We start from the raw sequence: 13040 nt of genomic DNA, 5'->3' as shown, positions 1-13040 counted from the left end.
TATGAAATCTTTATTGGAAATGAGAGTAAAATAATGAAAGGAGTCGAGAAAAAAATGACACGCTGCACGAATTGCCGATATCGCTGGGAATCTAAAGAAAAGCATTGGTTGTATGAATTGAAGGATGGCTGCCCATGCCCGGATTGCGGAACTATCCAGTACATGAAAGTGGAAGATCATACATTTCGGGACATGCTGTTTTGGGGAACTTGGCTGGATTGCTTATGGGAAATGAAAGACCATCTGTTCATGAAGCTGAGCAGTGAAAACGAAGAAGCGCAATTAAAGAAACGGTGAGACTTTGTATATATAGAAGAAAATAGGATGGGAAAGGGTGAAGGACGTGGCACATTGCACGAATTGTGGAGTTAAATGGAAAGCGAAAGATATCTGGAAACTGGGCGTAGCAAAAGATGGCAAGAACTGCCCAGCGTGCAGCGCGAGGCAGTACGTATCGTTCAACAATGGCGGATTTTTGATGGGGCTCGGCTATGTGAGCGGAACGATCGGGCTGTTGCTCATCGTGCTGTTTCCGTATTACATCCGCTTGAGCAATCAAAAAGATAAAGAGCTATATGGGGAATAGAGGCTCGGTCGTACTTGTCGAAGAGAATAAGGTAGCGTTGATCAAACGCGTACACGCTGGTTCTGTATATTATGTGTTTCCGGGCGGCGGCATTCAACAACACGAAACGCCGGAAGCTGCAGCAAAAAGAGAAGCACTCGAGGAACTGGGCGTGCAAGTGGAAATCGAAGGGCTTTTCGCAACAATATACTATGAAGGCAATCAGTATTTTTTTATAGCGAAGAGAACCGGCGGCACTTTCGGCACGGGATTGGGAGAAGAGTACACAAACTTGGATCGACGTCGCGGGACGTACGAGCCGGTATGGGTCCAGCTGAGAGAGGCACATAAGCTGAATATAAAACCGCGGGAGGTCGCGGCGAAATTGCAGCAATTGGCTGCGAACGAACAACTCGATACATAAAAAGTGCAGAGGCAGGAGGAAACCCAATGAAACAGATTATCGCACTAGGCGGAGGCGGCTTCTCGATGGAGCCTGACAATCCACTCCTCGATTTATACATATTGGAGCAATCACCAAAAGAAACGCCGAAAATCTGCTTTATCCCAACAGCGAGCGGGGACGCGGACAGCTATATCGCACGCTTCTACGATTTCTTCGAACAGCAAAACTGCGAGCCGACGCATCTGTCGTTGTTCAAGCCGCCGGCACAAGATCTAGAGGAGTTTGTCTTGTCACAGGACATTTTGTATGTCGGCGGTGGCAATACGAAAAACTTGCTTGCGCTGTGGCGGGAATGGGGATTGGACCGGATCATTGAAAAAGCCTGGAATCAAGGAATTATCCTGGCGGGCATCAGTGCGGGATCGATTTGCTGGTTCGAACAAGGCGTCACCGATTCTTACGGCGATGAACTTCATCCATTGGACTGCTTAGGCTTTTTGCCCGGCAGCAATTGCCCCCATTACGATGGGGAATCGCACCGGCGTCCGACGTTTCAACGGCTGCTTAAGCAAGGGCAGATCAAGCCAGGGCTCGCCGCAGATGACGGCGTGGCGCTTCATTTTATCGGACAGGACTTGCATAGCGCTGTCAGTTCACGCCCTTACGCCAAGGCTTACCGTGTAGGCGAGGGGTATGAACACGAACTGGAAACCCGGTTTTTGGGGAAGCCCGACGTTACATGAAAGTTTAATTCTTGTCTAAGCATGTTAGTGCAGAAGGCCAAGTTTACCGGTAACCATAAAGGGAAAAACCTACTAATTGGAAAATTAGGAGGAGATCTTTTGCAAACTCACCAAATGTATGTGAACGGAGAATATATAAAGTCTACTGGAGATGAATGGATCGACATCATCAACCCGGCGACTGAGCAAGTGATTTCCAAGATCCCTAAAGGAACGGAAGAAGACGTAGATAAGGCAGTAGAAGCGGCGCATCAGGCACAACAGGCATGGGAATTGACGCCGAATATCGAACGCGGAAAAATCGTCCGCAAACTGGGCGATAAGATCGCTGAAAACCGCGATAAATTTATCGACTTATTGCAGGAAGAGCAAGGGAAAGACTATGAACTGGCAAGCGGTGAAGTCGACCTCGCGATTGATTACTTTCATTATATGTCCGAATGGGCACGACGTATCGAAGGGGAAATCGTCCCAAGCGACCGCCCGAATGAAAATATCTTAGTCTACAAAAAGCCGATCGGCGTCGTAGCAGGCATTATCCCTTGGAATTTCCCGGTATTCATCCTGGCACGGAAAGTCGCGACAGCGCTCGTCACTGGCTGCACAATCGTCATCAAACCGAGCCAGCAAACACCGAATACCGCCATGGAATTCACGAAAATCGTCGATGCGATGGAAGAAATTCCAAAAGGCGTCTACAATGTGGTAACCGGAACCGGTTCTGAGATTGGCAACGCAATGGCTTCGCATAAAAAAGTCCAAATGATCACGATGACAGGAAGCTTGCCAGCCGGCACGAAAGTAATGGAAGCGGCAGCGCAAAACATCACCAAGGTCAATCTCGAACTTGGCGGCAAAGCGCCAGCCATCGTCACACAGCATGCAGATTTGGACCTGGCCGCAAAAGCCATCACCACATCGAGACTCGCAAATGGCGGACAGGCGTGTACGAATGCGGAGCGCCTTTATGTCCATGAAAGCGTGGCAGAAGAGCTCAGCCAAAAACTTATCCAGGCATTTGAAGCGACCAAGCTTGGCGACCCGAGAGAAAGCAAAGACGTAACAATGGGGCCGCTGATTAGCCAGGACCGTTTGGAAACTGTCGAAGGCATGGTTAAAGATGCAGTGTCGCAAGGGGCGACCGTTGCGACAGGCGGGGAACGCGCGGATCTGGCCGGGTTCTTCTACAAGCCAACTATTTTAACGAACGTGACGCACGATTCCGATATCATGCGCGAAGAGATTTTCGGGCCGGTGCTTCCGATGACCACTTACAGCACTATTGAAGAAGCAATTGAAATGGCCAACGACACGGTTTACGGCTTGTCTTCTTCTATCTATACAGACGACCTGAACGAAGCAATGCGCGTCGTCAATGAAATGAAATTCGGCGAGACTTACGTCAACCGTGAAAACTTCGAAGCAGTGCAAGGCTATCACGCTGGCATGCGCCAATCCGGCCTCGGCGGTGCGGACGGCAAACACGGCATGGAAGACTTCCTTGCGACACAAGTTGTTTATATGCAGTATAAAAAATAAAGTAAAAAAGGGTCTGTCCCATACGTATATAAAATGAAGCAGCCGGAGAAAAAAGATTCTTTTTCTCCGGCTGTTTTAATTATGTCTGACTTTTTTATAATTTTTATTTTCATAACAGCTGATGGAAATGGAGGCGGCGAATAAATGAACTCAGTTCCACTTCGTTCATTTATTCGCGACGCATCTGCATTGCAGATGTGGGAGCAACGAAATTACATGGTGCCCTGGCAACTGGCAACGCGACGTCCTGTCGCGCCAGCTGCATGAGCTGTGGCCCCGAAAGCGTCCGTCGCAATGGACATCAGCTTTTACTTTCGGTCACTCTCCTTTTCTTTACTTATTTTTCAAAACGCACGAAGCGCTTTTTGCCGATTTGCAGGACGTCGCCGTTATGGACGACGGTGTCGAGTTCTTCGCGTGTCAGCTTGTCGCCATTGAATGATACGCCGTTTTGTTCGATGAGCCGGACAAATTCGCTTTTGCTGCGGACGAATCCGGATTCCACGAGCTGCGGGATGATTTCTTCGATGCGCTCCTGGCCGATTTCCACAAGCAGCGAAGGGATATTTTCCGGGATTTCGCGCTTCTGGAAAGCCGTCTCGAAGTAGCGTTTCGCTTCGTTCATCGCGTCTTCGCCGTGGTAGAGCCCCGTGATGATCTCTGCCAATTCCAATTTGATGTTGCGTGGATTTTCGCCGTCTTCAAGGCGGTCGAGGATGGATTCAACCGACAGCGGGTCTTCATCCGTCGCGAGTTCAAAGTATTTGAAGACCAGGGGATCCGGTATTTCCATCACTTTCTTGAACATGACCTCAGGCGCTTCGCTGACGCCGATGTAATTGCCGAGGCTTTTGCTCATCTTCTCCACACCGTCGAGCCCTTCGATCAGCGGCATGAAGATGCCAACTTGCTTTTCCTGGCCCATATGCTTTTGCAGCGTGCGCCCCATCAAAATATTGAAAGTCTGGTCGGTGCCGCCGATTTCGATGTCCGCTTTTAGTTCAACGGAATCGTAGGCTTGCATGAGCGGGTAGAAAAACTCATGGAGACCGATCGGCGACTGGCTTTGGTAGCGGTTCTGGAAATCGTCGCGTTCGAGCATGCGCGCGACCGACGTGCTGGCGGCAAGCTTCAAGACTTCCTCGAAATTCAGTTTCGACAGCCATTCGCTATTGAAGCGCACCGTGGTCTTCGTTTTGTCGAGCACTTTGAAGATCTGTTCATAGTAAGTTTCCGCATTCTCCCGGACCGCTTCGTCACTGAGCGCGGTCCGTCCTTTCGCTTTGCCGGAAGGATCGCCGATGCGCCCGGTGAAGTCGCCGATCAAAATGACCGCCTGGTGGCCGAGGTCCTGCAATTGCTTGATTTTGCGCAAAACTACTGCGTGGCCAAGGTGGATATCAGGTGCGGACGGATCGAGCCCAAGCTTGATGGTGAGCGGGCGCTGTTCATTGTATGAGCGTTCGAGCTTTTCGAGCAATTCGCCTTCCTCGATGATTTCGGCTGCTCCTTTTTCGATGATTTTCATTTGTTCAGCGGGTGTGAGTCGCATGCTAACATCTCCTTGTCTTGGAATAGTCATATCGCAAAATCTATAAGAATACAAAAAAGCGCCCTCTAGGGAAAAACCCTAAAGGACGCGGATATGCGTGTTACCACCTTAGTTCGGAAGCTGCTCGCACAGCTTCCCTTGGAAAGTACGGCCGAAGCGATACTTCTGCATGGATTACGGATGCAACTCCGGTGTAGCCTACTGAAGGTTCGGTACACAGCTCAAAGAGGTATTTCCCCAGACACCGCATGCGCCTCTCATCAACCGGCTGCTTTCTGTATGCTTCAGTCACAGGTACTCGTTCTTATCATCGCTTTTGATCTTATACTCCGAAATGCTCGGGCAAATCTTCGTTATGCAGATATTGTTTTTCATTATAACTGGAATAAAAAAGAAGTCAAATCCTAAATTGAAACCAGCTGAATCGATCGGTCATTTTTAAGTGTTTTCGACAACTTTTCTTTGAGGTGCTTCTTCTTTGGCCAGGTGGACGGATTTGATGAAGAAAGAAATCACCAAGCCGATCACAGCGAGCACCAAACCGAATGTAAAGGCATTTTGCACGCCGGCCGTCAGTGCTTCGGGAATAGCGGAAGCGCTGTTTGGATCGGATACAGTTTGCATATAGGTCGATTGTGTCGATGACATGATGGTAATGGCGACCGCTGTCCCGATGGCGCCTGATACTTGCTGAAGGGTGTTCATCAAAGCGGTGCCATCTGGATACAAGTCTTTTGGCAATTGATTCAACGCATTGGTTTGGGCAGGCATCATCACCAATGAAACCCCGACCATCAAAAGAGTATTCAAGACGACGATTGTGACTGCGGTCGTGGCGGTCGTGACGCCTGATAAGTTCCACAAGGTAATGATGATGATGGAAAATCCGGGAATGACCAATCCTCTCGGCCCGTATTTATCGTAAATCCGCCCGGTAATCGGTGACATCAATCCATTTAACACGCCGCCCGGCAGGAGGATGAGCCCGGCTGTGACAGCTGCCAAGCCAAGTCCCGTCTGCAAATACAGCGGCAGCAGAATAGCTGATGACAGGATGACCATGAACGCGATAAACACAGCCGCGAGCCCGAGTGTGAACATAGGGTATTTAAAGACGCGGAGGTTGATCATTGGCTGGTCCATTTTAAATTGCCGGATGGAGAACAAGAACAATGAGACAAATCCAACCGCAATAGATGCGATGACGATGAAGCTGCCCCAGCCGCTTTCCCCAGCGGTACTGAATCCATAGACAATCCCGCCAAACCCAAGGGAAGACAGCACGATGGAAGTGATGTCGATCTTAGGTTTTGTAATCACGCTGACGTTCTGCATGAACATGATGCCGAAAACTAGTGCAAACACTAGAAACGGAAGAGACACCCAGAAAATCCAATGCCAGCTTAAGTTTTCAATTAAAAATCCGGAAATCGTCGGCCCGATCGCCGGAGCGAACATGATCACCAAGCCCATCAATCCCATAATCGCCCCTCTGCGATGAATAGGGAAGATCAATAGAATCGTGTTGAACATGAGCGGCAAAAGCAAGCCGGTCCCGATTGCCTGGATGACACGAGCCACCATGAGAATGCTGAAGCTCGGCGCCAGTGCAGCGATCAAGGTGCCGGTCACTGAAAAGGCCAGCGCGGCAATGAATAGCTGTCTTGTGCTGAACCATTGCAGCAATAAGCCCGACACAGGGACCAGTATGCCGAGTGTCAGCAAGTATCCGGTCGTGAGCCATTGGATGGTGGACGACCCTACGCCGAATTGTTGGATTAAATCACCCAATGCCATATTGAGCGCAGTCTCACTGAACAATCCAATGAAGCCAGCGATTAAGAATGAAATTAAAATAGGGGTCGTTTTGATGGTTTCTTGTTGCTGTCCTGCTATTGTTGCCATATCTTTATCCATTCCTCTCTGAAAAGCCTGATTCTAATTCTCTCTTTTTGACAAGATGAAAGGAATTTGATCGGCGATGATTAAAAGCGATTCCTCGCTTTTGGTAGTAAGTGAAAGAAGAATGCCTCCCTCGATCGCGGCCAGAATGAAAACTCCGTAATCTTTAGCCTGCTTTTCACTGTATCCTGCTTCAAAAAACTTAGTGGAGTATAGTTCACTCCACTCTTCGAATGCCGTTTGGCACGCGGACCTGATCGGTTCATTGGTCGAATATTTTTCAGCCGCAATCGTTCCAATCGGAAACCCGACTTGTTCTGTCTCATCTTTCAATAGAGCGGCCAGCTGATGAATATGGTCTTGCACCGCTTTGACAGGATCGCCGATTTGTTCGAACGACTCTTCAATCCATGCCAAAACAATATCTTTGGTATGGTGAATGGCTTCGACAGCCAGCTCTTCTTTGCCATTAGGGAAATAATGGTACAAGGAGCCTTTAGGAATATTGATCTCTTTTAAAATATCGTTAAGACTGATCCCTTCGTAGCCGTGCAGGCGGAACAATCTGGAAGCAGCCTGGATCAACGCCACTTTCGTATTGGGTTTAGACATAATTCACCTCTTTAAACAATTAGACCGACCAGTCTAATATAATTGTTGAATAAATCATTGTCAAAGAATGGCTTCGCCCACAGCAGTAAAAAATAGTGCAAGAGGATCTCTCTAGATAATGCATGCTGCCACACTGAATCGGGAAGAGAAGAGCAAGGAGGGATTTTCATGGATTTATTTAAAGCGATTGTCATTAAACAGCAAGAAGATGAAGTGACCTACGGCGTGGAACAAATCAGTGAAGACCAATTATCGCAAGGAGACGTCTTGGTGAAAGTGGCGTATTCGTCAATCAATTACAAGGATATGCTCGCGGTGCAGAAAAAAGGCGGAGTCATCCGCGATTACCCGATGATTCCCGGAATCGATTTCAGCGGAACGGTTGTACATACAGCGGACGGGCGATTCCAGCAAGGCCAGGAAGTGATTGTCACAGGATTTGAAATGGGAATGAGCCACACCGGCGGGTTCTCTGAATATGCCCGCGTGCCGGCCGAGTGGATCGTGCCTTTGCCGGACGGCTTGAGCTTGAAAGACGCTATGGTGTTCGGGACGGCAGGATTCACGGCGGCATTGTCCATCCAAGCACTCGAACAAAACGGTATGGACCCAAAAAACAATCCGGAGCTATTGGTGACAGGATCGACTGGCGGCGTCGGAAGCGTCGCGCTGCAGATTCTATCCAAAATCGGCTACACCAATATCACGGCCTTGGTGCGCAAAGACCATCAAGTGGACGTGGCGAAATCGCTCGGCGCAAACGAAGTCATTTTCCCGGATGATCTGGGCGAACTGAAAAAGCCATTGAACAAGCAAAAATTCGATTATGTCCTCGATACCGTCGGCGGCGATGTGGCATCGGTCCTCATCCCGCAAATTTCTTATGGCGGTAGCATGAGCATGTGCGGCAACGCAGCTGGCCTTCAACTGACGGCGACGGTGCTGCCGTTCATCCTAAGAGGCGTCAATTTGCTTGGCATCGATTCAGTCAATGTGCCGATCGAAAAACGCGGCGCCATCTGGGACAAGATGTCAGCCGACTGGAACATCACCCAAACAACCTTGACGGACGAAGTCTCGCTCGAACAAATTCCTGATACGATCGAGGCGATCAAAAACGGGGAGCATTTAGGGAGAACGATCGTTAATTGCCAAAATGCTTAAATCAATCAAAAAAACGTTCGGCAAGCATGAAATTCTGCTTGCCGAACGTTTTTAGTTTTGCCTTTTGATGCAGCCAATGAAGCTAAAAAGTCTCATCTAATTTCCGGATGTTTGAGCGCAAGGCACAGTCTTTATTTGACGCATACACGTTCATCTCATCCGACAGGGCAGAGAGTTCTTCTTGTACGAGTTCCATATTGTTTTCGAGGTCGAAATGGGACAGCACGGAGAAAGGGTCTAGCGCGAGGCCGTCGCAAACAACGTCCATGCCAACAGGATATCCAAAGCGTTCCGAGCATTTCCATTTGGCGGACATATTGATCGCTCCGGCACTGGCACCCATGACTAAGGCGGCGCTCGTTTTGATTGGCTCTGCCAATTCGTACTCCTCCGTCAAAAACCGGTTTTGCTTAAGGGTATCTCCGCCCAATAGGAAAATGGCCGAGGCATTTCTGATTAAGGTATGTGCCAATTCGCGCTTTATGCTCGAATCGATTAGATGATATTCATCGAATGAAATGCCTGCCTGATCCAACCAGGAACGCTCCACAGCGCCATCAACTTCAGTGTCTGATGGATCCGAGCTGACCATCACGAGCGATTTCCGTTCTGTAAGGTCTTCCCTTAAGGCTTTGCTTAGGTTCTCCGGAAAACAGTCAGTAAACCAGCCTAAATAATAATGGATTTTCATAAGGGCCTCCTTCGTACAAGTGATGATAACCATTATACAGCCAATCGGTTCGTCTTTTTATAATTGCCCAAAGGGAAAGATTGCACATTGGGCAATTTTTGTGGTATAACATGTAAGAATTGAAAATGAGGTGATAGAATGACTGACAGCGGTTTGCGGGATATGAAAAAAATAGCGACACGCCAAGCCTTGGCCGAAGCTGCTTTTAACTTAGCGGTGGAGCACGGTGTGGACGGGTTTGTCGTGGAAGATATCGTTAAAACGGCAGGCTATTCACGCCGGACATTTGCCAATTATTTTTCATGCAAGGAAGAAGCGATCGCCAACTCCTTGACGATGAATGATTATTTAGAGCGCGACGACCAATTCACATTCTCCACGGAAATGTATACGCCCTTGGATACCATCGAGTTATATATCCGCGGAAGTTTCACGATCAATAAATTGAGGCGGCTCAACCAGCTCATTTCACTGTCGCGGAACTACCCTTCGCTCAAATTGTATGTAACCGGGGCATTGATGGAAGTGCAGGATTTTGCGAAACGCGGCATCAGTGAAGAGTTCGGCAGCGACTATCCGGAAGAGTATTACCCTATTCTGATCGGCGCCGTCTTCGGTGCGATTTTGCCGGTGCTGGATGAAAGCATTGCCGTTAAATTGCCGGAAGACGGGGAGCAGGACGAGGCCGATAATGAATTTAACCAATACATCGATACCGTGTTTGCCCATTTACGAAAAGGCTTTAACTAACAAAAGTAGAGAACGGAGTTGCACATGTGTCGAGATTTTTTTACAGCATCGGAAAAACAGCCTATAGCAAGCCTTGGATTTTCATTGCCAGCTGGCTGCTCATTTTAGGCGTCATCATCACAGCCATCGTAACGAATGGCGTGAATACAAGCAGTGAAACAAGAATTGACGGCACCGCCGCACAGGACGTGCTGGACGAATTGGCGGAAGAATACCCAGCAGCATCCGGGGGGCAGGGAAGTTACTTATTCGAAGTGCCGGAAGGGGAAGCCATTGACGATCCGGCCAATGCCCAAACTTTAGCTATGGCAGCAAATGAAATTTACGGCCTGGATCATGTCGTCAATCCGATGGACCTGCTGCAGGACGAAGAAGCAATGGCCCAAATGCAGGGACTGCAAGACATGGTGAGCCAGCTTCCGGCGTCTGAAGTCAGCCACCGGCCGTTCATCGTTCAAGAAATGCTGGTCCCGGGCATCCAGATTTCAGAGGACGGAACGGTCGCATTATTCCAGTTCCAACTGACCAAAACAGCGGAAGACTTGAGTGAAGCGGAACGCGAAGAACTTGCGGATGCCGCAAATATCGCTCAAGAAAATTCTTCCATCACAGTCATTCCGACGGGTGCGCTGCAAGGCGTCGATATCCCGATCGGCGGCACCCATGAAATCATCGGGCTCGCGATCGCAGCAGTCATCCTGGTCGTCACGCTCGGCTCACTCATCGCAGCGGGCTTGCCGCTAGTCGTGGCATTGATCGGCGTCGGTGTGGGCGTCGGCGGGACATTCGCCTTGTCGAGCATGTTCGAAATCAACAGCCTGACACCGGTTCTCGCTTTGATGATCGGCCTTGCTGTCGGCATCGATTATGCCTTGTTCATTGTTAACAGACAGCGCAAACTGATCACCGAACAACAATTGACCGCTAAAGAAGCGGCTGCCCGTGCAGTCGGCACAGCAGGCAGCGCGGTATTCTTTGCCGGCTTGACCGTCATCATCGCGCTCAGCGGTTTGCTGGTCATCGGCATCTCGTTCCTCAGCAGTATGGCAATCGTCGCCGCATTGACGGTGCTAATCGATGTGCTGGTCGCGCTCACACTGCTCCCGGCCTTGCTTGGCTTGATCGGTGAGCGGATCGTCTCAGCCAAAACGAGAAATAAAGCTCAAACGAACAACAGCTCGAAACAAAGCTTTGCCCAAGGATGGATTACTGGCTTATTGAAAATGAAATGGGTCGCGGTCATACTGGTCATTATCGTTCTTGGCACACTCGCAGTGCCGATCGCGCAAATGAACCTCGGCATGCCTTCGGGTGAAAGCGCTAATCAAGACACCGCTGTCAGACAAAGTTATGACGTCATTTCCGACAGCTTCGGCGAAGGTTTTAACGGCCCGCTTCTTGTCGTGGCCAAAGACCAGGACGCAGCTGCGGTGAATCCGCAAGAATATTTCCAGCTGCTCAGCAATATCTCACAGCTTGACGGCGTAGCGGAAGTATCGCCAGGCGGCTTCAATGAAGACGGAACAATTGCCATCATCAGCATCATCCCAGAAAACGGGCCGACTGATGAAGCGACGAAACAATTGGTGGAAAGTTTGCGGACAGATGCCGCTGCCACTGAAAACACCAACGCAGAAATCGGCGTGACCGGTTTGACGGCTGTCAATATCGACATTTCGGAGAAGTTGGCTGAAGTGTTCCCGATCTATATCGCCATTATCGTCGTGTTGTCACTGCTTATCCTGTTAGTCGTGTTCCGTTCGATCTTGATTCCGATCAAGGCAACGGTCGGTTTCCTGTTGAGCATCATGGCAACATTCGGCGCGACAACCGCAGTCTTCCAGTGGGGCTGGCTCGGATCGCTTTTCGGAATCGACACCGGCGGACCGTTGTTGAGCTTTATCCCGATCATGGTCACCGGCATCCTGTACGGACTCGCCATGGATTATCAAGTATTCCTTGTGTCGTCGATGCGCGAAGCCTATATCCACGGTGAAAAAGGCAATGGGGCCATCGTCAGCGGCTACAAGACGGCGAGTAAAGTCGTCGTCGCCGCCGCATTGATCATGGTCTCGGTTTTCTCCGGCTTCATCTTCACAGATGACATCATGATCAAGCAAATCGGCTTTGCCCTGGCGTTCGGGATCCTCGTCGATGCCTTCCTGATCCGCATGATCTTCGTCCCGGCCGTCATGTCGATGTTCGGCGACAAAATCTGGTGGCTGCCAAAATGGCTCGACAAGATTCTCCCGGATTTAGACATTGAAGGCGAAAAATTGCTTCATGAATTGAATGAAAAAGATAAAGATAAAGCGATACGCACGAATACTGGAGAAAACTCCATCTAAAGATAGCAAAAACTGCCGGGAAGCTTCCCGGCAGTTTTTCTTTGGTTAAAAAATTCCTGAAGATCGCTCGTCAGGAAGTGGGGTTCTGATGGTAACTGAAAAGCGTTCGTAAAAGTGTTTGAGAATTAGCGAACGTTCGTAAAGTTATTTTATACATTTACGAACGCTATACTCGGTCGTCTCCAGTCCATTTCGGAGTGTTCGTAAAAGTGTACTTTTACGAACGCTTTATTTTTAATAAACGACTATTTTAAATCTAGTTTTAGTAACTTGAAATTTTATATATAGAAAGAAAGTATTGAAGTGTAGATGTTTGACCATGTACCTAAGTACATGGTTTATACTTTTTCTGAGGTGAAGAAAATTGAGCTATCGAATCAGTGAACTTGCAACCCTATGTGAAGTGAATAAGGAAACCATCCGATACTATGAACGAAAAGAGCTATTGCAAGAACCGGTCCGGAATAATTCGGGGTATCGGATTTATTCGAAGGAAACGGTCAAACGGGTAGGATTTATCCGGCGACTGCAGGAACTGGGATTTTCGTTGAATGAGATTTATAAATTGTTAGGGGTGGTCGACAAAGACGATGTGCGCTGTGAAGATATGTTCGATTTTGTGTCCAGAAAAGAAGTGGAAGTCCGAAAGCAGATTGAGGATCTAAAGCGTGCGGAACGGATGCTGAGCGAGTTGAAAGAGCGGTGTCCAAATGAAAAAGAGCTGCATGAATGCCCGATTATTGATGTTTTGATGGAGGAGGAGTAGAC

At 48.9% G+C, this 13040-nt stretch carries 13 protein-coding genes and 1 other annotated feature; of the genes, 9 read left to right on the top strand and 4 right to left on the bottom strand.

The genetic code is table 11. The features are described 5' to 3' along the window. Positions 1 to 54 precede the first annotated feature (54 nt). The 5 genes from M1Q06_RS15795 (at position 55) to aldA (ending at position 3253) form a co-directional block, all read left to right on the top strand. Positions 55 to 297, top strand: coding sequence for a hypothetical protein (locus M1Q06_RS15795; protein ID WP_434400617.1), 243 nt, complete (start codon positions 55 to 57; stop codon positions 295 to 297). Positions 298 to 334: 37 nt separating this feature from the next. After that, positions 335 to 586, top strand: a complete 252-nt coding sequence (locus M1Q06_RS15790; protein WP_434400615.1) for a hypothetical protein — start codon at positions 335 to 337, stop codon at positions 584 to 586. After that, positions 576 to 989, top strand: a complete 414-nt coding sequence (locus M1Q06_RS15785; protein WP_434400613.1) for an NUDIX domain-containing protein — start codon at positions 576 to 578, stop codon at positions 987 to 989. Before M1Q06_RS15790 ends, M1Q06_RS15785 begins: the two co-directional genes overlap by 11 nt. Before the next feature lie 26 nt (positions 990 to 1015). Next, positions 1016 to 1714, top strand: coding sequence for a Type 1 glutamine amidotransferase-like domain-containing protein (locus M1Q06_RS15780; RefSeq protein ID WP_434400612.1), 699 nt, complete (start codon positions 1016 to 1018; stop codon positions 1712 to 1714). Between the two features lie 99 nt (positions 1715 to 1813). After that, positions 1814 to 3253: an aldehyde dehydrogenase gene (gene aldA / locus M1Q06_RS15775; RefSeq protein ID WP_434400610.1), complete on the top strand. Its 1440-nt coding sequence runs from the start codon at positions 1814 to 1816 to the stop codon at positions 3251 to 3253. Positions 3254 to 3590: 337 nt separating this feature from the next. Here aldA and tyrS read toward each other — a convergent pair whose 3' ends face one another. From tyrS to M1Q06_RS15760, 3 genes are all read right to left on the bottom strand, one after another. Then, entirely contained in the window at positions 3591 to 4805 is a 1215-nt protein-coding gene (gene tyrS, locus M1Q06_RS15770; RefSeq protein ID WP_434400608.1) for a tyrosine--tRNA ligase, read from the bottom strand. Positions 4806 to 4883: 78 nt separating this feature from the next. Beyond that, positions 4884 to 5125: a binding site (T-box leader), on the bottom strand. A gap of 118 nt (positions 5126 to 5243) precedes the next feature. Then, on the bottom strand, positions 5244 to 6710 hold the full coding sequence (locus M1Q06_RS15765; protein ID WP_101192246.1) for a DHA2 family efflux MFS transporter permease subunit: 1467 nt from the start codon (positions 6708 to 6710) through the stop codon (positions 5244 to 5246). A gap of 33 nt (positions 6711 to 6743) precedes the next feature. Then, positions 6744 to 7319: a TetR/AcrR family transcriptional regulator gene (locus M1Q06_RS15760; protein ID WP_101191957.1), complete on the bottom strand. Its 576-nt coding sequence runs from the start codon at positions 7317 to 7319 to the stop codon at positions 6744 to 6746. Between the two features lie 168 nt (positions 7320 to 7487). Between M1Q06_RS15760 and M1Q06_RS15755 the strand changes: the two genes are divergently transcribed. After that, positions 7488 to 8483, top strand: coding sequence for a YhdH/YhfP family quinone oxidoreductase (locus M1Q06_RS15755; protein WP_101191956.1), 996 nt, complete (start codon positions 7488 to 7490; stop codon positions 8481 to 8483). Positions 8484 to 8565: 82 nt separating this feature from the next. Here M1Q06_RS15755 and M1Q06_RS15750 read toward each other — a convergent pair whose 3' ends face one another. Beyond that, a complete protein-coding gene (locus tag M1Q06_RS15750; RefSeq protein WP_434400604.1) occupies positions 8566 to 9174 on the bottom strand; it encodes a Type 1 glutamine amidotransferase-like domain-containing protein in 609 nt (202 codons plus the stop codon). 138 nt (positions 9175 to 9312) lie between these two features. Here M1Q06_RS15750 and M1Q06_RS15745 point away from each other — a divergent pair, with 138 nt between their 5' ends. The 3 genes from M1Q06_RS15745 (at position 9313) to merR (ending at position 13038) form a co-directional block, all read left to right on the top strand. Then, positions 9313 to 9924, top strand: a complete 612-nt coding sequence (locus M1Q06_RS15745; RefSeq protein ID WP_404466953.1) for a TetR/AcrR family transcriptional regulator — start codon at positions 9313 to 9315, stop codon at positions 9922 to 9924. Positions 9925 to 9950: 26 nt separating this feature from the next. After that, the gene (locus tag M1Q06_RS15740; RefSeq protein ID WP_434400602.1) at positions 9951 to 12272 is read left to right on the top strand and encodes an MMPL family transporter; all 2322 of its coding nucleotides are present in this window, start codon (positions 9951 to 9953) and stop codon (positions 12270 to 12272) included. Positions 12273 to 12636: 364 nt separating this feature from the next. Next, entirely contained in the window at positions 12637 to 13038 is a 402-nt protein-coding gene (gene merR / locus M1Q06_RS15735) for an Hg(II)-responsive transcriptional regulator (RefSeq protein ID WP_101802362.1), read from the top strand. Positions 13039 to 13040 lie beyond the last annotated feature (2 nt).

The organism is Planococcus sp. 11815, from assembly GCF_051096385.1.
GTDB classification, from domain to species: Bacteria; Bacillota; Bacilli; order Bacillales_A; family Planococcaceae; genus Planococcus; species Planococcus citreus.
Note: the sequence above shows the minus strand (reverse complement) of the source record. Positions and strands in the feature narration are given on the sequence as shown.